The following is a 24,147-nucleotide window of genomic DNA, read 5'->3' as shown; positions in this document are numbered from 1 at the left end:
TTATGAGTGGATTACATATATTAGCGTTTGGTGCTCATGCCGATGATGTTGAAATCGGCATGGCTGGTACCATCGCTAAATATACAAAGCAAGGGTATGAAGTAGGTATTTGTGATTTAACAGAAGCTGATCTTTCTTCCAATGGAACGATAGAGTTGAGAAAAGAAGAAGCAGAGGTCGCAGCTCGTATAATGGGAGTAAAAACGAGGCTGAATTTAGCGATGCCAGACCGTGGTTTGTATATGAAAGAAGAGTATATACGTGAAATTGTCAAGGTGATCCGTACATATAAACCAAAACTAGTTTTTGCGCCATACTATGAAGATCGTCATCCAGATCATGCAAATTGTGCAAAGCTTGTGGAAGAGGCTATTTTTTCAGCAGGAATCCGTAAATATATGCCGGAACTTTCACCACATCGTGTGGAGTCTTTTTATAATTATATGATTAATGGTTTTCATAAACCGAATTTTTGTATAGATATAAGTGAGTACCTCTCTATAAAGGTGGAAGCATTAGAAGCATATGAAAGTCAATTTTCAACAGGAAGTGATGGTGTTAAGACACCGTTAACAGAAGGATACGTTGAAACTGTGATTGCTCGTGAGAAGATGTTTGGAAAAGAAGTTGGAGTCTTGTATGCCGAGGGATTTATGAGTAAGAAACCGGTTTTATTACATGCTGATTTATTAGGGGGATGTAAATGAAATTAAAAATAGGTATTACATGTTATCCTTCTGTAGGTGGTTCTGGAGTTGTTGGAACAGAATTAGGAAAGCAATTGGCGGAACGCGGGCATGAAATTCACTTTATTACATCGGGTTTACCATTCCGGTTAAATAAAGTATATCCAAACATATATTTTCATGAAGTGACGGTAAGCCAGTACTCTGTATTTCAATATCCACCATACGATTTAGCGTTAGCAAGTAAAATGGCAGAGGTTGCACAAAGAGAAAACTTAGACATTTTACATGTGCATTACGCAATACCACATGCAATTTGTGCATATTTAGCAAAACAAATGATCGGAGAGCGTATTAAAATTGTTACAACCTTGCATGGAACAGATATTACTGTGTTAGGTTCCGACCCTTCGTTAAATAATTTAATTCGTTTTGGTATTGAGCAATCGGATGTTGTTACTGCTGTCTCGCATTCATTAATTAACGAAACGCATGAGCTTGTAAAACCAAGTAAAGAAATTCAAACGGTATATAACTTTATAGACGAACGTGTATATTTCAAACGTAATATGTCTCAATTAAAGAAAGAATACGGTATAAGTGAGAGTGAAAAAGTACTTATTCATATTTCGAATTTCCGTAAAGTGAAACGTGTGCAGGATGTTGTTGAGGCATTTGCTAAAATTGTTAAAGAAGTAGATGCGAAGTTGCTTCTTGTTGGAGACGGACCAGAATTCTGTACGATTTTACAGATAGTGAAGAATTTACATATTGAAGATCGTGTTTTATTCCTAGGGAAGCAAGATAATGTTGCAGAACTACTTGCGATGAGTGATTTAATGTTGCTTCTATCAGAGAAGGAAAGTTTTGGTCTTGTTTTATTAGAAGCAATGGCGTGTGGTGTACCTTGTATCGGAACACGGGTTGGAGGTATTCCAGAGGTTATTCAACACGGGGAAACAGGATATTTATGTGAAGTTGGCGATACAACAGGAGTGGCAAATCAAGCTACTCAGCTATTAAAGGACGAGGAACTTCACCGTAATATGGGAGAACGAGCAAGAGAAAGTGTTTATGAGCAATTTCGCTCAGAAAAAATTGTTTCACAATATGAAACGATTTACTATGACGTACTAAGGGATGACAAAAATGGAAAGATTTAAAAAAGCTAGTTCTATTATTGAGACATTAAAACAACAAGGACATGAGGCTTACTTTGTTGGTGGGAGCGTACGAGATCTTATTATCGATAGGCCGATTGGAGATATTGATATTGCGACATCTGCTTTACCAGAAGAAGTGATGGCTATATTCCCAAGAAATGTTCCTGTTGGTCTTGAGCATGGAACTGTGATTGTTTTAGAAAATGGTGAGCCTTATGAGGTAACTACTTTTCGAACAGAAAGCGAATATGAAGATTTTCGAAGACCTAGTAGTGTTCAATTTGTTCGTTCATTAGAAGAGGATTTAAAACGTCGTGATTTCACGATGAATGCAATTGCTATGACAGAAGAAGGCGAAATGGTTGATTTATTTGCTGGACAGGAAGCCATTCAACAGAGAGAAATTGTGACAGTTGGAAATGCTGCGGATCGTTTTCAAGAAGATGCCCTGCGAATGATGCGTGGTATTCGGTTTGTAAGCGCGTTAGGTTTTTCATTAGAAACGAAAACGAAGCAAGCGATTGAAACGTATGGACATTTGCTAGAACATATAGCAATTGAGCGCATTACAGTAGAGTTTGAGAAATTGTTAACTGGTACATATTGTGTGAAAGGTCTCAAAGAATTAGTAGAGACGAAGCTATTTTCTCATTTGCCATATTTACAAATGTCAGAAGAGAGACTGTTAAAAGCTACGCAGTATAAATGGGATTCTTTCGAAACGGATATTGAGGCGTGGGCATTTTTCTTATATTGTATCGGAGAAGAACATCCATCTGTCTTTTTACGTCAATGGAAGTTTTCGAATAAAAAAATAAAAGATATTGTTGCAGTTTTATTGGCAATCCGTACTAGAAAGGAGAAGGATTGGGATACAGTCCTTCTTTATAAAACGGGAATTTATATCGCTGAAATGGCAGAGAGAGTATATGAAGCGATGATTGAAAGCTATAATCCTACATCTGTTAAACGAGTACAATCAATGTTTCATGCATTGCCAATCCAGGGTCGTCAAGAAATGAATGTGACTGGTAATGATTTATTAAACTGGGCAAACAAAAAGCCTGGTCCGTGGGTTGCTGACATGCTTCAGAAAATCGAGGAAGCAATTGTAAAAGGAAACGTAGTTAATGAGAAAGAGCGTATAAGGGAGTGGCTGCAAGGATGCAATCTACTATAAGAAAGCAGTTATTACAAGTTTTTTCTGAAGCGGATGGCGAGTTTGTATCCGGCCAAACGATTAGTGATAAACTTGGTTGTTCAAGAACTGCTGTGTGGAAACATATGGAAGATCTCCGGAGTGAGGGATATGAACTTGAAGCTGTGCGCCGATTAGGTTACCGAATTGCAAGTAAGCCAGACAAAGTGACTGCTAATGAAATTCAGTTAGGGCTACAAACGAAGCGAATTGGTAGAACAGTGTATTTTGAAGAAACTGTTGAATCAACGCAGCACATTGCAGCAAAACTTGCTTATGAAGGTGCAGAAGAAGGAACTATCGTTGTAGCAGAAGAACAAACAGCGGGAAGAGGTCGTTTAAGCAGAAAATGGCATTCACCAAAAGGAACAGGAATTTGGATGAGTATTATTTTACGCCCATCGATTCCAGTTCATCATGCACCGCAACTTACTTTGTTAGCGGCTGTTAGTGTTGCACAGGCAATTGAAAAATGTACAGGTGTAGGCGTGGGAATAAAATGGCCAAATGATATTTTAATTCAAGGTAAAAAGGCTGTAGGTATATTAACAGAAATGCAAGCGGATCCTGATAAAATTAATGCTGTCATTATGGGCATCGGTATTAATGCGAATCAAAAGCAAGAACATTTTGATGAAGAAATTCAGCACATTGCTACTTCATTAGCGATTGAATCAGGTAAGCCGATTGTTCGTGCAGAACTTATGCAACAAATCTATTTACAACTAGAAAAATTATATGAAGAGTATTTACAAAATGGTTTCTCTGTCATTAAAATTCTTTGGGAAAGTTACGCTGTGAGCATCGGGAAAGAAATTACTGCTCGAACGATGAGAGAGACGATTACGGGGTTAGCGAAAGGAATCACAGAGGATGGTGTATTACTTCTGGAGGATCATGAGGGGAAAGTACATCATATTCATTCTGCAGATATCGAAATTAAGTAAAAGAAGTTCCTCTTTTGGAACTTCTTTTTATTTCAATATTTTTGAGTTGAATTTGTAACATGATAATAAATTCTTTTCATATTTAAAGTTCACTTCAAAATATCTTCCGTCTAGTTGGCCTGGCATGTTATTTGACGATTACTTTGCCTTCCATTCCTTTAAGAAGATGGTATCGACATATTAATTCATATGTACCAGTATTTTTAGGTTTCACGGTAATATTCTTTTCTTTTCCTGACTCGACTACGACGTCAATGCCGAGTTTTTTCACTGTAAAGGTGTGCTCGTTTTTACCTTTATTTTTCAATAGTAATGTTGTAGATCCTTCAAGCGGAATCGTGATGACATTTGGATTAAAGTAATCATCATTTAGTTCAACCTCAATCACGTTCGTTAAATCGGTGGGTTGTGTTACGACATTAACTGAGGCAAATACATGAAAGGATCCTAAAGACATCCACCATACAATCATTACAAGCAAACTGCTGAATCGAAATAACCACCTGTTCATAGACATCTGCAATTCTCCTTTGTTAAGTACTTTTCCTCAATTAACCTGCATCATTAGTTTAAGAGTTATACTATACAGTTCAATTGATTATAGAAGAAATTAACTTAGATTTTTTTAACATGCGTTGAAAAAACATGTATCTTTTCAAGATTGAATTATCTATAAAAACTTTATCCCGCTATTTGTCGGGCTGATTAAATTTTCACTTTATAGCATATATACTCTCTTGTTAAATTTCATATACCGTAATAAGAATAAAAAATTATTTTTTCAAAAAAATGTAGTAATTCCTTTTTGTAGTTTGCTATAATTAGTTCGAATGTGGGCAGTATCAGAGTGAACTGCACCATGATTCGAAGTAATATGAAAAATAATAACTTGGATTCTGCCTTGATCCAATAACGGACTGGGACAGAGGGATGAATAATGCCGACTAACACAAAACCCTTCTGCCCTTTTATGGCCAGAGGGGTTTTTTATATGATTTCGGCCATCTCCTCTCTCCTGCATAAAGGAGGAGTAGTTTTTGAAAACAAAAACAGATTTTTTGAAGATGAAAGAGCAAGGTGAGCCGATTACAATGCTAACGGCGTATGATTATCCATCTGCTAAATTAGCAGAAGAAGCTGAAGTTGATATGATTTTAGTTGGAGATTCTCTTGGAATGGTTGTACTCGGATACGATTCAACAGTACCTGTAACAGTAGAGGATATGATTCATCATACGAAAGCTGTACGCCGCGGAGCGAAAGAGACGTTTATTGTAACTGATATGCCATTTATGTCGTATCACGTATCATTACAAGAAACGATGATGAATGCACGCCGCATCGTTCAAGAGAGCGGGGCGCACGCATTGAAGGTAGAAGGTGCTGGAGAAGTTATATCAACGATTCAATATTTGACGAACGCAGGAATTCCTGTTGTAGCGCATTTAGGTTTAACACCTCAATCTGTAGGAGTGTTGGGTGGATATAAAGTGCAAGGAAAAGATGCGGAGAGTGCAAAAAAATTAATAGAAGATGCAAAGAAATGTGAAGAAGCTGGTGCAATAGCGCTTGTGTTAGAATGTGTACCAATGCAGTTAGCAGAACTTATTTCAGAACAACTAACAATACCAACAATCGGGATTGGTGCAGGACAAAAAGTAGATGGGCAAGTGCTTGTTTATCATGATCTTATCTCATATGGCGTAAATCGTGTTCCAAAATTTGTGAAGCAATATACTTCTGTTCAAGAGGAGATTGTGCGCGGGATTTCACAATACGTTACTGAAGTAAAGACAAGGCAATTTCCTGAAGAAAAACATTCGTTCACAATGAAAGAAGAAGACCGCTTAGCGTTATACGGGGGAAAACAATAATGAAAATCGTAACTACAGTGCAAGAGATGCAGCAAATTACAAACGAACTGCATGCAAGTGGAAAAAGTATTGGTTTTGTTCCAACGATGGGTTATTTACATGAAGGGCATGCTACCTTATTACGTAAGGCAAGAGAAGAAAATGAAATTGTAGTTTTAAGTGTATTTGTAAACCCGCTGCAATTTGGCCCAAATGAAGATTTAGATCGATATCCTCGTGATATTGATAGAGATGAAAATGTAGCAAAAGAAAACGGTGTAGATTATTTATTTTATCCGAGTGTAGAAGAAATGTATCCATCAGAACAAACAACAACAGTAGAAGTTGTGAAACGCACGGACGTATTATGCGGTAAACAAAGACCTGGTCATTTTGCTGGTGTTGCAACTGTACTAATGAAACTATTTAATATTACGCTGCCAACGCGTGCTTATTTCGGTATGAAAGATGCTCAACAAGTTGCAGTAATTGAAGGATTTGTAACTGATTTCAATATTCCAGTTACAATCGTACCAGTTGATATTGTAAGGGAAGAAGATGGATTAGCGAAAAGTTCTCGTAACGTGTACCTATCACAAGATGAACGTGAAGAGGCTCTTCATTTATACCGCAGTCTATGTATAGCGAAAGAAAGAATTGAGGCAGGTGAACGTAATCCGGAAATCATTACAAATCTTGTGAAAGAGTATATTGAGACGCATACGAAAGGCACTGTAGATTATGCGGATTTATATGCATATCCGTCATTAACAATGGTAGAGAAAGTCGAAGGACGAATCATTTTAGCTATTGCAGTTAAATTTGAAAATGTAAGATTAATTGACAATATAACATTAACGGTTAAATAAGGGGGAGCATCTATGTTTCGCACAATGATGAGAGCAAAGTTACATCGTGCAACTGTAACGGAGGCAAATTTAAATTATGTAGGTAGTATTACAATTGATGAAGATTTAATGGATGCAGTAAATATTGTAGAAAATGAAAAAGTCCAAATTGTAAATAATAATAATGGTGCTCGCTTAGAGACATACGTTATTAAAGGGGAACGCGGTAGTGGTGTTGTTTGTTTAAACGGTGCTGCGGCAAGGCTTGTACAACCAGGGGACAAAGTAATTATTATTTGTTATGGGCTAGTTACGGAAGAAGAGGTTCATAAACAAGAACCAAAAATTGCAGTACTAGACGACAATAATCAAATTATTGAAATGTTAGGTGCTGAAAAAGCGGGTACGATATTATAAGTAGAAAAGCTATCTCCATTGCGGGGATAGCTTTTTTGTGCATCTTTTCATTAAGATGAGATAAAACGTGGTATAGTAACATTATATAAATTATTGTTGTTTGAACGGTAAGAAATTGAGGTGTTACATATATGAGTAAGCGTTATGTCGTTGTTGATTTAGAGACGACAGGGAACTCCTGGAAAGATGGGAAGGATAAAATTACCCAAATTGCAGCTGTTGTAGTAGAAGATGGAGAGATATTGGAGATTTTTTCGTCTTTTGTTAACCCAAAGAGAGAGATCCCACCATTTATTACAGAATTAACAGGGATTGATGAAAGTCTTGTAAAACAAGCCCCGTTATTTCAAGATGTAGCCCCGATGATTGTTGAGCTATTACAAGGTGCGGCTTTCGTTGCGCATAATGTTCACTTTGATTGGAATTTTTTAAATGAAGAATTAAGGCAGGCTGGATATACAGAAATACATTGTCCTAAAATCGACACGGTTGAATTGGCTCAAATTCTTTTACCGACAGCTGATAGTTATAAATTACGTGATTTAGCTAAGAAGCACGAACTAGAACATGATCAACCACATCGTGCGGATAGTGATGCTCTTGCAACAGCGGAATTATTTTTACAATTTTTAAATGAAATTGTAAAGTTACCACTTGTCACGTTGCAATCGCTTTATGAATTAAGCGACGTGTTTCAAAGTGATATAGCTGATGTGCTTTCTGAAAATATTTTAAAGAAAGTAATGCATGGTAAAGAAGATATAGCGGAGTATGAAATACATCGAAATATTGCGCTGAAAAAGCGGAACTATTCCTTAAACCTTGGAGAAACGTGTTCATCAAAGTTTGATGCTTTCTTGAATAAAACGATGGATAAATTGGAATCACATATGCCAAAGTTTGAAAGAAGAGAAAGTCAACAACTGATGATGAAAGAGATATATACGGCGTTAAGAGATTCTCGTTTTTCACTAATTGAAGCCGGTACAGGAACAGGAAAGACTCTTGCGTATTTGCTTCCTAGTCTTTATTTTGCAAAGAGAAAAGAAGAACCTGTCATTATAAGTACACAAACGGTACAACTCCAACAACAAATATTAGAAAAAGAAATTCCGTTATTACAAAAAATAATGCCATTTTCATTTGATGCAGCTCTTCTAAAAGGAAGAAAGCATTATCTTTGCTTACACAAATTTGAGTATGCTTTACAAGAGGAAGAAAAAAATTATGATATGGCACTTACGAAAGCCAAGATTTTAGTTTGGCTATTGCAAACTGAAACGGGTGATCGAGACGAATTAAATATTCCTGAGGGCGGAAAGTTACTTTGGAATCGTATTTGTAGTGATGCGTATAGTCCAGGCGGTATGCAAAGTAATTGGTTTAGTCGTTGTTTTTACCAGCGAGCGAAGAATAAAGCTTTATTTGCAGATATCGTTATTACAAATCATGCGTTATTATTTCAAGATTTTTCAAGTGAAGAACCGCTGTTTGCTTCATGCGAACATATTATTTTTGATGAAGCTCACCATATTGAAGAAGCTGCGAGTAGAACATTGGGTGAACAGTTCTCTTGTATGTATTTTCAATTGGTTATATCTCGTCTTGGGACGCTAGAAACAGAAGATGTACTCTCCAAAGTATATAAAATGATGAAAAAATCAGAGCAAGCATCTCGTTCAACTTTCCGTATGATAAGTTATAGTTTGAAGGAACTTAAGTTTGATGCGGATGAACTCTTCCAAATGTTACGTAATTTTATATTTAAACAAACAAAGCAAGAACAAGGAACAAATAATATGCCGCTCATCTATAGGTATAACGCAGAACTAGAAAAAGGTAAGTTGTGGGATAGTATCGTCGAATTAACAAATCGTTTTATATATGAATTAAGAAGGGTAGTAACTGCTCTTGAGAAGCAAGTGGATATATTGCAAAGTAAGTTAGAATGGGAGATGCATGTTGTAACAGGTGAATTTATGCATTTAATTGAGTTGCTGAGAAAGATGGCAGAATCATTACAGTTACTCGTATTAGAAAAGAATTCGTATGTAACTTGGATGGAGACTGAAACGAAAGGGACGATTCATTCAACAGTTCTATATGCACAGCCTGTTCATATTGGTGAAAGATTTGCTGATAAATTTTTAACAGAAAAAAAGAGTGTTATTTTTACATCCGCAACACTAACAGTTAACGATACGTTTGATTATATAAAAGAGGAACTTGGTTTACATGATTTCGCTCCAAATACTTTAAAGGTTCCGTCGCCATTTCGTTATGATGAACAAATGAAATTAATGGTTTCAACGGATGTACCTTTTATTAAGCAAGTAAGTAATGAGCGATATATTGAATCTGTATCGGAACATATTGCAAAGATAGCGAAAGCCACAAAAGGCAGAATGCTTGTTTTATTCACTTCGTATGAAATGTTAAAAGAAGCGTATGCGAATTTAAAAAATAATGATGAATTAGAGGGTTATTTATTACTCACACAAAGTGTGAATAATAGAAGTCGAAGCCGCTTAATTCGAAAGTTTCAAGAGTTCGACAAATCAATTTTATTAGGGACGAGTAGTTTCTGGGAAGGGATAGATATTCCAGGAGATGCCTTAAGTTGTCTTGTTATTGTCCGTCTACCATTTACGCCTCCTCATCAACCTATGATGGAAGCGAAAGGTGAGTGGCTAAAAAATCAAGGTGAGGATGTATTCGCTAAATTAGCGTTGCCACAAGCAATATTACGTTTCAAACAAGGATTCGGCCGCTTAATTCGAACGAATACAGATACAGGAACGGTAGTAGTGTTAGATCGTCGTTTGACGAGTTCTTCCTATGGAAAACGATTTCTACAATCGATCCCTAACGTACCTCTTTATGAAGGGCCATTAGAAGAATTATTAGTACAATTAGAAGAACCATTAAATGAATAAAAATGGAAGAAAAATACGCCTGAAGTACTTATAAACTTCAGGCGTAAAAAATGTGGGTAGGAGGAATTTTATTTTTCTTACTTCTTGTATACAAAATGTGTTGGTTTTCGACTTGAAACCTTTTTTTGCTGTACATGTCCTGCTATAATAGATGGGTGATGAAGCAGGGGTTGTAAAGAATGTACTCTTATTGTAACCGCATTGCGTTCTTCTATAATTAGAAATTTTTGTGTAACGGAGGAGTTTTTTCATGGAGAAGAAAATCGAAGTACTATCAACGACGCGTATTAAATATTCGTCTGATTTGTATAAAATTGTTGATAGTTTGAATCGTACGTTAAAAGAGCAGGACCTCATGTTCGGACTAGCATTAGACGAAAAAGATAAAGAAACAGCTGTATTTACGATTTACAGAACGTAGCGATACAATGAAAAAGTGGATCTTTGCAATCATTATTGTTATCGTTGCTAGCGGAATATATGGGGCGTATGTTTATAATAAAGCGATGGGAAAGAAAATTCCAAAAGAGTCGAAATTTGTAGAAATTGCTAAAGAAAAAGCAAAGCTTACAAAGGTGAAATCTGTTGATTATTACAACGGAAAATCTGCATATATAGTCGTGCAAGGTACAGATGAAAAGGGAGAACAACTTATCGTTTGGGTGCCTGAGAAAAAAGGGGATACTGTAGTAAGGAAAAAGAGCGAAGGTATTTCTGAAAAAGAGGCTATACAAAGAACAGTAGAACAAGTCGGCAATGAAAGTAAGGAATCAAAAAGTAAGCCGAAAGAGATTATGAAAGTGAAATTAGGCTTTGAAAATGATGTACCACTATGGGAAGTTACATATATTGATGATGACAATCGTTATAGTTATTACTATCTTGAATTTAAAGATGGAAAATTTTTAAGACGATATAGCATTGAAAAATAGATGTAGGGGGAACTACAAATGAAATTAGCAAAGCGAGTAGCTGCTTTAACACCGTCTTCAACTTTAGAGATTACAGCAAAGGCACAAGCATTAAAAGCAGAGGGTCATGATGTAATTGGATTAGGGGCAGGGGAACCTGACTTTAATACACCAGAGCATATTATGGATGCTGCACATAAAGCGATGTTAGAAGGGCATACGAAGTATACACCAACAGGTGGATTACAATCGTTAAAACAAGAAATTGTGAAGAAATTTACTCGCGATCAAGGTATTGCGTATGATCCATCTGAAATTATTGTATGTAATGGCGCAAAGCATGCATTATATACATTATTCCAAGTATTACTTGATGAGGGAGATGAAGTTATCATCCCAACTCCTTACTGGGTAAGCTATCCAGAGCAAGTAAAGCTTGCTGGCGGTAAGCCGGTTTATGTAGAAGGTTTAGAAGACAATGAGTACAAAATTACAGCAAAGCAGCTGCGTGAGGCAATTACAGAGAAAACGAAAGCAGTTATTATTAATTCACCGAGCAATCCAACAGGAATGATTTATAGCAAAGAAGAATTACAACAGCTTGGAGAAGTATGTTTAGAACATGATATTTTAATTGTTTCTGATGAAATTTATGAAAAATTAATTTATGGTGGCGTAGAATATATTTCAATTGCCCAGCTTTCTAATGCATTAAAAGAACAAACACTTATTATTAATGGTGTATCTAAATCTCATTCTATGACAGGATGGCGTATTGGATATGCTGCAGGAAATAAGCAGCTTATTAAAGCGATGACGAACTTAGCGAGTCATAGTACGTCAAACCCTACTTCAATCGCTCAATACGGCGCAATTGCGGCATATGCAGGCTCACAAGAACCTGTGGAAACAATGCGTCAAGCCTTTGAAGAGAGATTAAACATCATTTATGATAAATTAATTCAAATCCCTGGCTTTACTTGTATTAAACCGCAAGGTGCATTTTACTTATTCCCTAACGTAAAAGAAGCTGTAGCTTTATCAGGATATGCAACAGTTGATGATTGGGCAAAAGCTCTATTAGAAGAGGAAAAAGTGGCTCTTGTACCAGGTACAGGATTTGGTGCTCCAAATAATGTTCGTTTATCATATGCGACATCTCTTGAACAAGTAGAGAAAGCATTGGAACGCATCCATACATTTATGAAAAGTAAAGTGCAAGCTTAATTGTATATTTCATTTATGTAATATACAAAACCTCCCTATTAATGGGGAGGTTTTTTTGACGAATTGTGGCAAAAAGAAATAGCTAAAGGTGTGTTATACTAGAGAGCGAGGTGTTTGGTGATGAAAAAGAAAATGATGTTACAGTGGTTTGAGCAGGGAAGCATTGCAATTCCAAAATTGCTTATGATGCATTATAAAAAATTAGGTTTAAATGAGACGGAATTTATGGTTGTACTTCATATACATACATTTTTAGAATCAGGTAATTCGTTTCCGACTCCTTCAGAGATTTCTGAACGGATGACGATAACAGAAATGAAATGTATGGAAATAATTCAGGCGTTGATTCAAAAAGGTTTTTTATCACTAGAAGGTGGACAAAGATCAGAAGCGATGATGTGCGAAAGTTATTCTTTACAACCGTTATGGGAAAAAATATTACATTTCTTAATGGATGAATCAATAGAGGAAGAGCAAAAAGAAAAAAAACAGCTGCAAGTAAATTTATATACAGTATTCGAAAAAGAATTTGGAAGACCACTTTCGCCGTTCGAATGTGAAACGTTAGGAATGTGGGAGGACCAAGATCAACATCATCCAAATTTAATTCAAGCGGCTCTTAGAGAAGCTGTAATGAGTGGAAAACTAAATTTCCGATATATTGATCGTATTTTATTTGAGTGGAAAAAGAATGGAATTAAAACGGTAGATCAGGCTCAAAATCAAGGTCAAAAATTTAGAGCGAATCAACAAAGAGCACAACAAATGACAAAACAAGAGACGAAATTTACTGGTAAAGTGCCTTTTTATAATTGGTTGGAGCAGTAATATAGGAGGGGAAATATGCTTAACAAAACGCAAATCCGTTATTGTTTAGACACAATGGCGGATATGTATCCAGAAGCACATTGTGAATTGGTTCATGACAATCCATTTGAACTTGTAATCGCGGTGGCGTTATCTGCACAATGTACAGATGTACTTGTAAATAAAGTGACAAGAAATTTATTTCAAAAATATAAAACACCAGAAGATTATTTAAGTGTTTCTCTAGAAGAATTACAACAAGATATACGCTCTATCGGATTGTATAGAAATAAAGCAAAAAACATTCAAAAATTATGCCGAATGTTATTAGATGACTATAATGGGGAGGTACCGAGCGATCGAGATGAACTTACGAAATTACCAGGTGTAGGAAGGAAAACAGCGAATGTTGTAGTTTCCGTAGCGTTTGGGATTCCGGCAATTGCTGTTGATACACATGTGGAGCGAGTGAGTAAACGATTAGCGATTTGTAGATGGAAAGACTCTGTGTTAGAAGTAGAAAAAACGTTAATGAAGAAAGTACCGATGGATGAGTGGGGGGTTACGCATCATCGTATGATTTTCTTTGGACGTTATCACTGTAAAGCACAACGACCGCAATGTGAGGAGTGCAGGCTGTTAGAAGTATGTCGTGAAGGAAAGAAGCGAATGAAGGTGAAATAAAGGATGGAGCGAGTTATAGAAATACCGAAAGAATTTCATTGCTTACCATTTTTTAAAGAAAGCGTAAATTCAATTGAGTATCATACAGACGAGTCTTTTGAAGAAATAATACAAAATACTTACTTTATATTTGATATTGAAAGACAGTATGAGCCATGGAAGGAAATTGAAAACAGTATTCCAGCAGTGTTGAATGTATGGAAAAATAAGCATGAAGACATTGCTATACTGTTTCGAAATAGAGATAAGCAAGAGGCTGAGGGGCCAATGATTCTTTTTGCAGCTCACTTGTTATCGGTTGTCTATTGGTTAAATGAGCAACCTGTTCATAGTTTGAATGAAATGCAAATAAATACGAATAAATTAAAAGTGCAACCTGTTAATTTTATGGAAAGGTATTCATTCATTATAAAGAAACCGAGTAATTATCATTCTTATATTCAATTAGCGCAGTTATATATCGAAATAGAAAAGCTGTTTGTAAAGAAAATGATAACAAAAAAGAAGTCTGCTTCTCGTTAAGAGAAACGGACTTCTTTTTTTGTTTATTAGGACTCTGTTGTAACAACAGCACCGTCTGCCTGAGGTGTATCTCCTCCGGTATTTTGGTGTTGCTGTTCTTGTTGTTTCTTAGCTTCGTCTTCAGCTTTTTTCTTGGCCTCTTCTTCAGCTTTCTTCTTAGCTTCGTCTTCAGCTTTTTTCTTAGCTTCGTCTTCAGCTTTTCTTCTAGCTTCCTCATCAGCTTTCTTTTGAGCTTCTTCTTGCTGTTTACGTTGTTGTTCTTGTTGCTGCTGTTCTTGTTGTTTCTTAGCCTCTTCATCAGCTTTTTTCTTAGCTTCGTCTTGTTTTACTTTATCTTCATTAGCTTTTTTCTGGGCTTCCTCATCAGCTTTTTTCTTAGCTTCTTCATCGGCCTTTTTCTTAGCCTCTTCATCAGCTTTTTTCGCATCTGGAGTTCCGCCAGGCGCAGTGAAGGATGCACCAATTGCTGGGCTTGTTCCAGTACCTTTTTTCGCTACTACAGAGAAGCTGTAAGTAACACCTGGTTTAATACCACCAAGAGTAGCTGTCGTACCACTTATTGATAGGCTACCACTTGAACCGTCAGTTGCTTTATAGCTGGCTGCATATGCGTCAACTTCTGCTGGTCCAGACCAGTTTAGTGTAACTGTGCTAGCGCCATCAAAAGTGACATTCAGACCACTAGGGGCATCTACTTTAATTTGTTTAATTGCATCTTTTTTCGCACCTTTAACGTATAACTCTCCGTTTATTTCTTGTACAGAAGAAGGACGTTCAAAGCGTGATTTATCTGTAGCGAATTTGCTCATCATTATTTGGAACATTTGCTGTGCAATTCTAGTGGAGCGATCACTAACATAATTTTTTGGACCATCTTTTTCGTAACCAGTCCAAACAGCCATTGTGTATTGTGGTGTATATCCAGCAAACCAGCTATCTCTGTTTGCATCAGCTGGGATATCATATTTTTGAAGAACTGATGCATCAAAGTTTTGTGTTCCTGTTTTACCTGCTACGTCAACACCTGAAACGTATGCTGTTGGACCTGTACCACCAGAACCAGGTTTTACTACGTCACGAAGAACGTCAGTAACCATGTAAGCTGTATAGTCTTGCATTGCGCGTTGTTCCTTAGGTTTAAAGCTTTTCTTTTTCCCGTCCGGGAAGGTTACTTCTTTTACGAAGTGTGGTTTATTATAGTTACCACTATTACCGAAGGTTGCATATGCACCTGCTACTTCCAATGGAGACCCCTCGTTACTACCGATTGCTGTTGATTCGTAGACTTTTCCTTCTTTAAAGGTCATGCCTAAACCTTCAGCGAATTCTTTTGACTTATTAAGACCAACTGTTTGTGCTGTCTTTAAAGCTGGAATGTTTAATGACTTTTTCAAAGCTTCACGTAGTGAAACGTCACCTTTGTAGCTCTTTGTTGCATTTTGTATTTTTTTACCATTGGAATACGTATACTCTGAATCGTTTAATTGATGGTATGTAGACCATTGTAAATTTTCAATTGCCGGACCGTAGTCGAAAATTGGTTTCATTGTTGAACCAACTTGGCGTTTTAAATCAGTTGCCATATTATGACCTTTGAAAGTAGACTTACTTTCTTTACGTCCAGCACCAATTGCTCGAACTTCTCCAGACTGTGTATCCATAAATACGAATGACCCTTGGAATTGATCGTCTGGATACTTAATAAGATTGCCATCCATAATTTTGTCAGCGTAATCTTGAGCATCTTGATCAAGTGTTGTATGAATCGTTAAACCATCTGAACCGATATTTACATCAGGATATTCTTTTTCAACTTCTTTTACAACCGCATCTAAAAATGCTTGATACTTCATCTCAGTTACTTCTGAAGACGGTTGAAGGCCCTCTGTTACTGGGATCTTAACGGCGTTATTCATTTCTTCTTTTGTTATATAACCATGTCGATTCATTAATGATAATACAACATTACGACGATTTGTTGCTCGTTCAACATTTTCCTTTTTTGTTGGATCATAAATGTTTGGACCTTGGGGTAAACCAGCGAGCATAGCAGCTTCATGTAATTGCAAGTCTTTTAAATCTTTACCATAATATTTTTGCGCTGCTGTCGCAATACCATATGAACGGTTACCTAAATTAATCTTATTTAAGTACATTTCTAAAATCTCATGTTTAGAGTATTGTTGCTCTAATTTATAAGATAAGTACCATTCTTGTACTTTTCTCTTAGCAGTTTTATCCATCGTTAGAAAATAGTTTTTAACGACTTGCTGTGTAATCGTACTACCACCTTGGGAACCGAAACCACCAGTGACATTTTCCATAACTGCTTTTGTAGTTCGTTTAAAATCAATTCCATTATGATCATAGAAACGCGAATCCTCAGTTGCAAGGAATGCATTTTCAACTACTTTTGGAATTTGATCATAAGTAACATGCGTTCGTTTTTCAGCACCGTATTCATAGAAGAAATTCCCGTTTTTATCAAGAAACTTTGTTGATAAAGGATTAACGAGTTTGGATTTGTCTAATTTTGGAGCGTCCTTTACCATAACAAAGAAAGCGGAAACGCCGGCTACGAGACCAACGATACCAAGAAGTAGACAACCTATAAGGAATTTCTTGAAAAAGGAGCCTTTTTTCTTTGGTTTTTCTTCTTTATGTGTTTTTTTCTCTTGATTTTTCACATGATTTCGTTCTGTACGAGAACGATAATTATCTGACATTATACTTTCTCCTACCTTTCATTCTCTCCCCAAAAGTCGAAAAAAGAGCCTTAGTGATGACTCTATCACGAAAAATAAACCGTGTCTAGTACACGGATATAGTCAATCCGAGGGTGATAACCGCATGATAATAAGGATCCATGCTCTTCTATTTCTTCTTTCGTAATCGACTTGCGTCCACCAGTATTTTGACGATTCCAAAATGCAATAATATGTTTTGCATCTAATAAATAAAATTCATCAAAAAGTGTAAATTTAATAATGACAAATGCAATTCCATTATGAGCAACCACTTGCTTCATATGTTCTATTTGATGAAGGTGGAAGTTTTGAAGTGGGAAACTAGTTTTATTTTTTGTTTCCTTTGCTTCAAAATCGATGTATTTCCCTTTGTATACACCGTTGTAATCTGTTGTAGAAGGTTGTTTAAAATACGCTTCTTTTACCACTGCAGCACTTCGAGCGGGGTAATCTACTTTTACAATTTGAAGAGGTGTAGGTTTTTTATGTACACATGCAATATTATGGGTTAAGTAATATTGATTTGTTTCATTCAATTCCTCTTCAAGGGACATACCTCTGTTGCTATAAGTATGTGTTTTTATAGGTGTTTTTTGAGGTTGTGAAGCTTGATTATACCTTTTTCCATTTGGGTAACGAATGGTCATAGTGTGTCCACTCCCAACTTACTAAGAATTACTTACAAAGGTGATTATATCAAAAAATGAAAAAAGATGTGACCTTTTTGATGAAAGGTATGATGACTTATTTATGTTGACATGGAATGATTATATGAAAATTAAACAAAATCGAGAAAAAAAGTTTTGTACAGAGGAAGAAAAAGCAATCATTCGCAATATTACAAAGAAAACAGAAATAGCTAATGTGGACAATATTTCTCGGACACAATCTTATCAAGAATATTATTTAAGAAATAGTGAAATCAGGTGGGCCTTTTTAGCGAGTATGGTTTCGAGAAATGCGGGATGGAATATGACCGATTTAGAAGGGAGATATTATGCTACTGTTTTACCTAAAACGGTAAAAAAACATTTATTTCTTCTGTACGAACAAGCTAATTGGATTATTTTCTTAGATGCCTTTCCTCAGCTATTATTGTATGAGGAAAGTAAGAAGAGACGTACACCTCTCTTTCATTTGTTGCAATATTTCAGCGTATCAATTTTTATGGAAAAAGAATGGTTACTTTTCTGGGAGAAAAGAGATATGAATAGGCTTATAACAGCCCTTATTATAAATGAACAAAATAAAATTCAAAAACCAGTCATTGAGAGCACATATTTTAAAAAACATGTATTCCATACTGCACTTTTTAAAGTACAAGAAAGATTTCATATTAGTGCAGTTATCTTCCCAACAATTGAAGGGAGGATGTATGGATTTTCGGTTTATCAATTTGAAACGTTACAACAGCGTATAGAACTGGGAAAAAAATTAGCATGGTTATTGTTTCATCCAATTTATAATGGTTCGTTTTATAAGTTTGCAGTGCAAACTACACATACTGGGTCTAGAGAAGATTATGAATTTTACTCAAAGGAAACTAGAAAATCGTGTACGCCAGCACTTAGAGATAGTTATCCTGTTGTTTTACATGAAGAAATAGAAATGAGAGATTGGTTTTGTGCAAATATGAAAATGAATGTGCTATTTGTACTTGAAGAACCTAAAGAGGAAGTTAATATAACAGAATGGTATAGGAGAAAGAGGGAACAAATCTATAGGATATCTATCGTAAATCGTTTCGTTAAAAGGATGGATGAGTTCATGATATAATGAAAAAGAAGTCCCGTCTTCCATTTTGAAGACGGGACTTCTTAATTTGAAATAATCCTGCTATGCTTGCTACGACTTTAATCTCAAAACGTAATGCTAGTAGGAGATTAAGGGTGACTTGAAATTTAACCGTACGTAATAAAGTCTCGCTTTATGTAGCAGGGAAGTTTGGACCATCTAGCTTTGGATTGCCAGTCTCGGGTTTATTTTGTTGTTTGTTTTGGTTTTTCTTTTTTTCATTTTTGTTCTTTGCCATTGTACTACACCTCCTTTTTGTATTGTTACCATTTCTATAAATGACATACGAAATGATTTCTTTGACGAATAACAACTAGTTTTGTCATGTGGGCAGGAGTGGTGAATCGTTCGGCGAAATTACATGACAAAGGAAAAGCAAAGAAGGAGGCGTTTTGTATATGGCGATGGTTCAGAAGGAAGATGTAATGAAAAAAATGGATCAAATGTTAAGTTCTCTCGATTTGCTGGAAATGAATATAGGGATTAGAATGAATCATGCATTAAAGGATGCGAGTGAAAAAATATGTAATAAGATAGAAATAACAGAAATGCATATTGAACATATGGAAAATAAATTAGTGCATCACGAAGAAAAAGGGAATTGGGTAAAGACATTTCAAAACGTCGTAGTGAGTGCATAATAAGGTGGGAAAGAGATGAAGAATGAAGCATTAATACAGTCTTCAGAAAAACTCATGCAGTATAATAATGAAGCGAATATAAAAAAAAGAGAACTAATCGAATACGACTTTTATAAGGATATGAAACCATTTGTAGACATGGTAGATGAGGAATTAAAGAAGTGGAAAGAATTAGCTTATACGTGGATTAAAGAAGAAAAGCCAAAGTATATACATGTACAGCAAATTGATCAAGTATACGATAATTTACAAACGAATGTGTTACAATGCTTTGTAAATAAAGGTAAAGGTAAACGATTCTTTGAAACACACCAAGCCATTTCGTATACTTTGCAAAATATAGTTGAGCAATGTAAATAACAAGAGGGAGAACCCTCTTGTTATTTTTATGCTTCTGTCATTGTTGTAGGTTTTGTTGCGCCGTTTATTTCTAATTCTTTTATTAATGTTCGATAATCTGAAATGCATATTTTTCCTTCGAGATACCAATGTCTCGCAAAGTCTAATAATTCATTTGCATTCTCTGTGCAATACCCCTTTTTTTGAGAAAACGCTTGTTTTAAATCCCCTAATACCATGTTGATTCCTCCCCCATGAGAATCTTCTTCTTAATTATCATAGCATGGAAGGGTTTTCTTTTTTAATTTTTTAAAAATTTAAACTTCCGACAAAAATAGACAGATACTCCATCACACATATTATTTTATAGGTACATATTATATATGTAGAAACTTATGTGAAGGAGGAGAGAATGCATGTTTCAACAATCTAACGTATATCAGCAAACAAATCCATATGCACAGCAAAATATGTACCAATATAATACGGATACATATTTACGGTATAATATGTATCCTTTCGAGCCTTATTATGGAAATCAAAATTATTATCAACCGTTTGAAGTGTCGTTTATGAATCAAGCTCAACAACCACAACAGCAGCAACCTTATGTGAATCAGGCTCAACAATCACAACAGCAGCAACCTTATGTGAATCAAGCTCAACAATCACAAGCTCAGCAACCATACATGAATCAACAACAGCAGCAGCCTTATATGAATTCGCAATATTATATGCCACCACCATCGCCCTATGCTAATCAACAAGCGATGTTTTATCCACCAAAACAGCCGTACCCGACGCAGAGTAAACAAAAGCAACAACAGCCAAGTCAGTTTTCTAGTTTTGTTTCTCAATTTAAAACATCCGATGGTAACTATGATGTAAATAAAATGATGAATACAGCTGGACAAATGATGAATGCGATGAATCAGGTGACAGGTATTGTAAAGCAAGTTGGAGGCTTTTTTGGTAAGTAATGTTGAAGAGTTGTCTATGAAAGTATGGTATATGAAATAAAGGACTAGACAAATTTCCTTGTAATAAATGGGTATATATAACAAACGGCTTTCTCTCTTTTCTCATACTGTAAAGTGTAATCAGATTTTTTTAACGAGAGAGGAGAGAAAAAACTATGCATCATTGTCATCCTTGTTTTGGAGGGCATAAGCCTGTAGGACCTATTTGTACAACTGCTCCTGTCGTTCATCCGACGAAACAATGCGTAACACACTCTTTTTCAACAACGGTGGTGCCACACATTTTCCCAACACATACAACACATGTACATCATCAACAAATTAAAAACCAAAACTTCTTCCCACAAACAAATTCAAATGTAAATGTTGTGGACCCAATCGACCCAGGATTCGGCGGTGGATGTGGACCGTGTGGCCATGGTCATCATCACCACGGTCATCAAATATCTCCATTTGGGCCAGGACCGAATGTATCACCGTTTGGACCAGGACCAAATGTATCACCGTTTTTACCAAACAATGTATCACCAGTAGGTCCAAATATCGGACCAAACGTTGGTGGAATATTTAAAAAGTAAATGATATGTTAGAACTAGCGAAATGCTAGTTCTTTTTTTGTAATTGGAGTGTTGATATGAAAGTTATTGCAGTAACAGGATATAAGCCATTTGAACTTGGAATATTTAAAAATGATCATCCAGGGGTGGGGTGTATAAAAAAGGCATTACACCGTAAATTAACCACTTTTGTAGAAGATGGTTTAGAATGGGTTATAATAAGCGGCCAGTTAGGTGTAGAATTATGGGCTGCTGAAGTTGTTTTTGAAATTCAAGTAGAATATCCAGATTTAAAATTAGCGGTATTCACTCCGTTTTTAGAACAAGAAGAAAATTGGAAAGAAGATAATCGTGAATATTACGAATTTATTCTTTCTCAAGCAGACCATGTTGATAGTATCACGAAACGGAAGTATGAAAGCCCAGAGCAATTTAAATTAAAAAATCAATTTTTTATTGAAAAAAGTGATGCACTTTTAGCGGTATACGATGAAGAAAAACCAGGAAGTCCCAAATATATTGTAGAAACAGCAAAGAAAAAAGGGGAAATAGAAAATTATCACAGTTATTTCATTCTTTTTTCTGAGTTACAAGATATAATAGAAGAGGAACAGTGGAATAATGCAGAGTAATATGTAATATAGTACTCGTATATATGATTGACAAAAAGCATTGTTTCTGAAAAAATTTAGTTAATGAAAGTTTTGGTAAAAATTTGAGGTGAAGAAAATGATTTCGGATAAAATTAAATTAACAGCGAAAGATATTTTAGAAAAAGAATTTAAAACAGGTATGAGAGGTTATCAGCAAGAAGAAGTAGATAAGTTTCTTGATATGATCATTAAAGACTATGAAGCTTTCCACAAAGAGTTTGAGCAATTAAAGCAACAAAATGCTCGTTTAAAGCGTGAATTAGAGGAACAAAAACTAGCAGTAACGCAAGTTCCACAACAACCTGTACAAACACCAGTTGCACAACCGGTTTATAACAACACGAATACGGATATTTTAAAACGCTTATCTAACTTAGAAAAAGCTGTATTTGGAAGTAAGTTATACGAATGATGTAAGGTGGGAAAAGGTTTAAGCATTTTACATAGAAAAAAACGTTGCAAAATCTTTTTGTTTCCACTATACTAATGGATGTCATAACGTTTGGGTAATCGCTGCAACGCCAACGTTGTAGAGGAAAGTCCATGCTCGCACGGCCTGAGATGGCTGTAGTGTTCGTGCCTAGCCAATTCATAAGCTAGGGTATTCTGGCTGTAAGGCTGGTTTAACGGCAGGGAAAAAACCTAAGTCCTTTCGGATATGGTTTGACTACCTTTAAAGTGCCACAGTGACGAAGTCCTTGAAGAAATGATAGGAGTGGAACGAGGTAAACCCCACGAGCGAGAAACCCAAATAATGGTAGGGGAATCTTTTCCAAGGAAATGAACGACGGGAAAGGACAGGTTTTATAACCTGTAGATAGATGATTGCCACCGGAGTACGAGGCGTGGGCCGTTTGTAGTACAAAGGAACAGAACATGGCTTACAGAACGTTATGAACCAACTATGAAATAACTCAGCTCTCCTTTGTTAGAGGAGGGCTTTTTATTTGTATGAAGTTATAAAGTATGAGTTAAAATGGTTAATGAGAAAATTTTTCGTAAAATGTAATGATTAATAGGAACAATTGCTATTAATTATTGTTTGAATATACATAAGAGGTGAATGCAAATGGGAAAAGTTACTTTAATTGCAACAGCGGCAATGGGTATTGAAGCGTTAGTTGCCCGAGAAGTTCGCGATCTTGGTTATGAATGTCAAGTAGAAAACAGCAAAGTAACATTTGAAGCAGATGAAAAGGCGATTTGTCGCACGAATTTATGGTTACGTACTGCGGATCGTGTAAAAATTAAAGTTGGCGAATTTAAAGCAACAACATTTGATGAGCTATTTGAAAAAACGAAAGCATTAAACTGGGGAGATTATATTCCAGAGAATGGCGAGTTCCCTGTTATCGGTAAATCTTTAAAATCTGAATTATTCAGTGTTTCGGATTGCCAACGTATTGTTAAAAAGGCTGTCGTTGAAAAATTAAAAACAACATATAAACGTACAACTTGGTTTGAAGAAGATGGTCCGTTATTCCGTATCGAGATTGCAATGCTCAAGGATATTGCAACATTAACAATTGATGCGAGTGGTGTTGGACTTCATAAACGTGGATACCGTATGGATCAAGGGGAAGCTCCGTTAAAAGAAACATTAGCTGCGTCTTTAATTAAATTAACAAACTGGAAGCCAGATCGTCCATTTGTTGATCCATTCTGTGGATCAGGTACAATTCCGATTGAAGCGGCATTAATTGGGCAAAACATTGCGCCAGGATTTAACCGTGGTTTCGCATCAGATGAGTGGGGCTGGGTAGGTAAACAAAACTGGCGTGAAGCGCGTCAAGAAGCTGAAGATTTAGCGAACTATGATCAACGATTACAAATCATAGGATCAGATATTGATCATCGTATGATTCGAGTTGCTCAAGATAACGCAGAAGAAGTAGGTTTAGGTGATTTAATTACATTTAAACAAATGCAGGTAAAAGATTTCACAACAAAAGAGGATTATGGCTACGTTGTAACGAATCCTCCATACGGAGAACGTTTAAGTGAAAAAGCACTCGTTGAACAACTGTATAAAGAAATGGGACAAGTATTCCGTCCGTTAGATACATGGTCAGCGTATGTATTAACAAGCTACGAAGCATTTGAGAAGTGTTACGGAAAAGATGCGTCGAAGAAGCGTAAACTGTTTAACGGATTTATCCGTACAGATTACTACCAATACTTCGGAAAACGTCCACCGCGTAATTCATAGTATAAAACTCCTTCAGCGCGCATATACT

At 36.0% G+C, this 24,147-nt stretch carries 27 protein-coding genes and 1 other RNA gene; 23 read left to right on the top strand and 5 right to left on the bottom strand.

The annotated features are described in order from the left end of the window. Positions 1-2: 2 nt before the first annotated feature. Genes bshB1 through CN409_RS18085 form a run of 4 tightly spaced genes read left to right on the top strand, consistent with a single transcriptional unit; the run spans position 3 to position 3,994 of the window. Positions 3-707, top strand: a complete 705-nt coding sequence (bshB1, locus tag CN409_RS18100; protein WP_000015660.1) for a bacillithiol biosynthesis deacetylase BshB1 — start codon at positions 3-5, stop codon at positions 705-707. Further along, positions 704-1,849 (top strand): N-acetyl-alpha-D-glucosaminyl L-malate synthase BshA, encoded by a 1,146-nt coding sequence (bshA, locus tag CN409_RS18095; RefSeq protein WP_000768317.1) that lies wholly within the window; start codon positions 704-706, stop codon positions 1,847-1,849. The genes bshB1 and bshA overlap by 4 nt, the downstream gene beginning before the upstream one ends. Then, complete coding sequence (locus tag CN409_RS18090; RefSeq protein WP_000439312.1) at positions 1,836-3,029, top strand: CCA tRNA nucleotidyltransferase; 1,194 nt, start codon at positions 1,836-1,838, stop codon at positions 3,027-3,029. Before bshA ends, CN409_RS18090 begins: the two co-directional genes overlap by 14 nt. Next, a complete protein-coding gene (locus CN409_RS18085; RefSeq protein WP_001192058.1) occupies positions 3,014-3,994 on the top strand; it encodes a biotin--[acetyl-CoA-carboxylase] ligase in 981 nt (326 codons plus the stop codon). Before CN409_RS18090 ends, CN409_RS18085 begins: the two co-directional genes overlap by 16 nt. Positions 3,995-4,121: 127 nt before the next feature. Here CN409_RS18085 and CN409_RS18080 read toward each other — a convergent pair whose 3' ends face one another. Further along, positions 4,122-4,511 carry a cupredoxin domain-containing protein gene (locus CN409_RS18080; RefSeq protein WP_000062380.1) on the bottom strand — a complete coding sequence of 130 codons (390 nt, stop codon included), beginning with the start codon at positions 4,509-4,511 and terminating at the stop codon, positions 4,122-4,124. A 520-nt stretch (positions 4,512-5,031) separates the two neighbouring features. Between CN409_RS18080 and panB the strand changes: the two genes are divergently transcribed. The 10 genes from panB (at position 5,032) to CN409_RS18025 (ending at position 14,199) form a co-directional block, all read left to right on the top strand. Beyond that, complete coding sequence (gene panB, locus CN409_RS18070) at positions 5,032-5,868, top strand: 3-methyl-2-oxobutanoate hydroxymethyltransferase (protein ID WP_000851105.1); 837 nt, start codon at positions 5,032-5,034, stop codon at positions 5,866-5,868. Further along, complete coding sequence (gene panC, locus CN409_RS18065) at positions 5,868-6,716, top strand: pantoate--beta-alanine ligase (RefSeq protein ID WP_000707008.1); 849 nt, start codon at positions 5,868-5,870, stop codon at positions 6,714-6,716. Before panB ends, panC begins: the two co-directional genes overlap by 1 nt. 12 nt (positions 6,717-6,728) lie before the next feature. Next, entirely contained in the window at positions 6,729-7,112 is a 384-nt protein-coding gene (gene panD, locus CN409_RS18060; RefSeq protein ID WP_000490186.1) for an aspartate 1-decarboxylase, read from the top strand. Between the two features lie 131 nt (positions 7,113-7,243). Continuing rightward, complete coding sequence (gene dinG, locus CN409_RS18055; protein ID WP_017762952.1) at positions 7,244-10,048, top strand: ATP-dependent DNA helicase DinG; 2,805 nt, start codon at positions 7,244-7,246, stop codon at positions 10,046-10,048. 250 nt (positions 10,049-10,298) lie between these two features. Continuing rightward, positions 10,299-10,469, top strand: a complete 171-nt coding sequence (locus CN409_RS18050) for a YpmA family protein (protein WP_000412179.1) — start codon at positions 10,299-10,301, stop codon at positions 10,467-10,469. A gap of 7 nt (positions 10,470-10,476) precedes the next feature. Next, positions 10,477-10,980: a cell wall elongation regulator TseB-like domain-containing protein gene (locus CN409_RS18045; RefSeq protein WP_000758741.1), complete on the top strand. Its 504-nt coding sequence runs from the start codon at positions 10,477-10,479 to the stop codon at positions 10,978-10,980. An 18-nt stretch (positions 10,981-10,998) separates the two neighbouring features. Further along, positions 10,999-12,186: an aspartate transaminase AspB gene (gene aspB / locus CN409_RS18040; RefSeq protein ID WP_000761569.1), complete on the top strand. Its 1,188-nt coding sequence runs from the start codon at positions 10,999-11,001 to the stop codon at positions 12,184-12,186. A gap of 120 nt (positions 12,187-12,306) precedes the next feature. Continuing rightward, entirely contained in the window at positions 12,307-13,014 is a 708-nt protein-coding gene (dnaD, locus tag CN409_RS18035; RefSeq protein WP_000728537.1) for a DNA replication protein DnaD, read from the top strand. 15 nt (positions 13,015-13,029) lie between these two features. After that, complete coding sequence (nth, locus tag CN409_RS18030; protein WP_000933035.1) at positions 13,030-13,677, top strand: endonuclease III; 648 nt, start codon at positions 13,030-13,032, stop codon at positions 13,675-13,677. Between the two features lie 3 nt (positions 13,678-13,680). After that, the gene (locus tag CN409_RS18025) at positions 13,681-14,199 is read left to right on the top strand and encodes a YpoC family protein (RefSeq protein WP_000442661.1); all 519 of its coding nucleotides are present in this window, start codon (positions 13,681-13,683) and stop codon (positions 14,197-14,199) included. A gap of 26 nt (positions 14,200-14,225) precedes the next feature. Here CN409_RS18025 and CN409_RS18020 read toward each other — a convergent pair whose 3' ends face one another. After that, positions 14,226-16,925, bottom strand: a complete 2,700-nt coding sequence (locus CN409_RS18020; RefSeq protein WP_017762953.1) for a PBP1A family penicillin-binding protein — start codon at positions 16,923-16,925, stop codon at positions 14,226-14,228. A 65-nt stretch (positions 16,926-16,990) separates the two neighbouring features. Then, positions 16,991-17,593, bottom strand: a complete 603-nt coding sequence (gene recU / locus CN409_RS18015) for a Holliday junction resolvase RecU (protein WP_000155599.1) — start codon at positions 17,591-17,593, stop codon at positions 16,991-16,993. Between the two features lie 103 nt (positions 17,594-17,696). On the opposite strand from recU, the gene CN409_RS18010 reads away from it, so the two are divergent. Further along, a complete protein-coding gene (locus tag CN409_RS18010; protein WP_003277507.1) occupies positions 17,697-18,722 on the top strand; it encodes a DUF2515 domain-containing protein in 1,026 nt (341 codons plus the stop codon). Between the two features lie 151 nt (positions 18,723-18,873). Here CN409_RS18010 and CN409_RS32675 read toward each other — a convergent pair whose 3' ends face one another. After that, the gene (locus CN409_RS32675; protein ID WP_003277508.1) at positions 18,874-19,053 is read right to left on the bottom strand and encodes a hypothetical protein; all 180 of its coding nucleotides are present in this window, start codon (positions 19,051-19,053) and stop codon (positions 18,874-18,876) included. 85 nt (positions 19,054-19,138) lie between these two features. Between CN409_RS32675 and CN409_RS18000 the strand changes: the two genes are divergently transcribed. Both CN409_RS18000 and CN409_RS17995 read left to right on the top strand, forming a co-directional pair. Further along, complete coding sequence (locus CN409_RS18000; RefSeq protein ID WP_001252036.1) at positions 19,139-19,381, top strand: hypothetical protein; 243 nt, start codon at positions 19,139-19,141, stop codon at positions 19,379-19,381. A gap of 15 nt (positions 19,382-19,396) precedes the next feature. Further along, entirely contained in the window at positions 19,397-19,741 is a 345-nt protein-coding gene (locus CN409_RS17995) for a YppE family protein (protein WP_000786936.1), read from the top strand. A gap of 26 nt (positions 19,742-19,767) precedes the next feature. On the opposite strand, the gene CN409_RS17990 is transcribed toward CN409_RS17995, so the two are convergent. After that, positions 19,768-19,959, bottom strand: coding sequence for a YppF family protein (locus tag CN409_RS17990; protein WP_000242652.1), 192 nt, complete (start codon positions 19,957-19,959; stop codon positions 19,768-19,770). A gap of 177 nt (positions 19,960-20,136) precedes the next feature. Here CN409_RS17990 and CN409_RS17985 point away from each other — a divergent pair, with 177 nt between their 5' ends. The 6 genes from CN409_RS17985 to CN409_RS17960 all read left to right on the top strand — a co-directional run bounded on the left by CN409_RS17985 (position 20,137) and on the right by CN409_RS17960 (position 24,119). Then, complete coding sequence (locus tag CN409_RS17985) at positions 20,137-20,700, top strand: YppG family protein (protein ID WP_000487716.1); 564 nt, start codon at positions 20,137-20,139, stop codon at positions 20,698-20,700. Positions 20,701-20,855: 155 nt separating this feature from the next. After that, positions 20,856-21,278 (top strand): CotD family spore coat protein, encoded by a 423-nt coding sequence (locus CN409_RS17980; protein ID WP_000546292.1) that lies wholly within the window; start codon positions 20,856-20,858, stop codon positions 21,276-21,278. A gap of 56 nt (positions 21,279-21,334) precedes the next feature. After that, positions 21,335-21,889, top strand: a complete 555-nt coding sequence (locus CN409_RS17975; protein ID WP_000862927.1) for an SLOG family protein — start codon at positions 21,335-21,337, stop codon at positions 21,887-21,889. 97 nt (positions 21,890-21,986) lie between these two features. Continuing rightward, the gene (gpsB, locus tag CN409_RS17970) at positions 21,987-22,322 is read left to right on the top strand and encodes a cell division regulator GpsB (protein WP_000622431.1); all 336 of its coding nucleotides are present in this window, start codon (positions 21,987-21,989) and stop codon (positions 22,320-22,322) included. Positions 22,323-22,408: 86 nt separating this feature from the next. Beyond that, positions 22,409-22,799: RNase P RNA component class B (rnpB, locus tag CN409_RS17965), an RNA gene on the top strand. A 180-nt stretch (positions 22,800-22,979) separates the two neighbouring features. After that, positions 22,980-24,119 carry a THUMP domain-containing class I SAM-dependent RNA methyltransferase gene (locus CN409_RS17960; protein ID WP_000521224.1) on the top strand — a complete coding sequence of 380 codons (1,140 nt, stop codon included), beginning with the start codon at positions 22,980-22,982 and terminating at the stop codon, positions 24,117-24,119. Positions 24,120-24,147: the final 28 nt, after the last annotated feature.

The organism is Bacillus sp. AFS012607, from assembly GCF_002558005.1.
GTDB classification, from domain to species: Bacteria; Bacillota; Bacilli; order Bacillales; family Bacillaceae_G; genus Bacillus_A; species Bacillus_A thuringiensis_S.
Note: the sequence above shows the minus strand (reverse complement) of the source record. Positions and strands in the feature narration are given on the sequence as shown.

Coding starts and splice junctions, on each gene's coding strand:
- CN409_RS18025 (WP_000442661.1), top strand. CDS start 13,681: ATGGAGCGAGTTATAGAAATACCGAAAGAATTTCATTGCTTACCATTT.
- CN409_RS18020 (WP_017762953.1), bottom strand. CDS start 16,925: ATGTCAGATAATTATCGTTCTCGTACAGAACGAAATCATGTGAAAAAT.
- aspB (WP_000761569.1), top strand. CDS start 10,999: ATGAAATTAGCAAAGCGAGTAGCTGCTTTAACACCGTCTTCAACTTTA.
- panD (WP_000490186.1), top strand. CDS start 6,729: ATGTTTCGCACAATGATGAGAGCAAAGTTACATCGTGCAACTGTAACG.
- CN409_RS18000 (WP_001252036.1), top strand. CDS start 19,139: ATGGCGATGGTTCAGAAGGAAGATGTAATGAAAAAAATGGATCAAATG.
- CN409_RS18045 (WP_000758741.1), top strand. CDS start 10,477: ATGAAAAAGTGGATCTTTGCAATCATTATTGTTATCGTTGCTAGCGGA.
- gpsB (WP_000622431.1), top strand. CDS start 21,987: ATGATTTCGGATAAAATTAAATTAACAGCGAAAGATATTTTAGAAAAA.
- CN409_RS18090 (WP_000439312.1), top strand. CDS start 1,836: ATGGAAAGATTTAAAAAAGCTAGTTCTATTATTGAGACATTAAAACAA.
- dinG (WP_017762952.1), top strand. CDS start 7,244: ATGAGTAAGCGTTATGTCGTTGTTGATTTAGAGACGACAGGGAACTCC.
- bshA (WP_000768317.1), top strand. CDS start 704: ATGAAATTAAAAATAGGTATTACATGTTATCCTTCTGTAGGTGGTTCT.
- bshB1 (WP_000015660.1), top strand. CDS start 3: ATGAGTGGATTACATATATTAGCGTTTGGTGCTCATGCCGATGATGTT.
- CN409_RS18010 (WP_003277507.1), top strand. CDS start 17,697: ATGTTGACATGGAATGATTATATGAAAATTAAACAAAATCGAGAAAAA.
- CN409_RS18080 (WP_000062380.1), bottom strand. CDS start 4,511: ATGTCTATGAACAGGTGGTTATTTCGATTCAGCAGTTTGCTTGTAATG.
- CN409_RS18085 (WP_001192058.1), top strand. CDS start 3,014: ATGCAATCTACTATAAGAAAGCAGTTATTACAAGTTTTTTCTGAAGCG.
- CN409_RS17975 (WP_000862927.1), top strand. CDS start 21,335: ATGAAAGTTATTGCAGTAACAGGATATAAGCCATTTGAACTTGGAATA.
- CN409_RS17980 (WP_000546292.1), top strand. CDS start 20,856: ATGCATCATTGTCATCCTTGTTTTGGAGGGCATAAGCCTGTAGGACCT.
- panC (WP_000707008.1), top strand. CDS start 5,868: ATGAAAATCGTAACTACAGTGCAAGAGATGCAGCAAATTACAAACGAA.
- recU (WP_000155599.1), bottom strand. CDS start 17,593: ATGACCATTCGTTACCCAAATGGAAAAAGGTATAATCAAGCTTCACAA.
- dnaD (WP_000728537.1), top strand. CDS start 12,307: ATGAAAAAGAAAATGATGTTACAGTGGTTTGAGCAGGGAAGCATTGCA.
- CN409_RS17995 (WP_000786936.1), top strand. CDS start 19,397: ATGAAGAATGAAGCATTAATACAGTCTTCAGAAAAACTCATGCAGTAT.
- nth (WP_000933035.1), top strand. CDS start 13,030: ATGCTTAACAAAACGCAAATCCGTTATTGTTTAGACACAATGGCGGAT.
- CN409_RS17960 (WP_000521224.1), top strand. CDS start 22,980: ATGGGAAAAGTTACTTTAATTGCAACAGCGGCAATGGGTATTGAAGCG.
- CN409_RS17990 (WP_000242652.1), bottom strand. CDS start 19,959: ATGGTATTAGGGGATTTAAAACAAGCGTTTTCTCAAAAAAAGGGGTAT.
- CN409_RS18050 (WP_000412179.1), top strand. CDS start 10,299: ATGGAGAAGAAAATCGAAGTACTATCAACGACGCGTATTAAATATTCG.
- CN409_RS17985 (WP_000487716.1), top strand. CDS start 20,137: ATGTTTCAACAATCTAACGTATATCAGCAAACAAATCCATATGCACAG.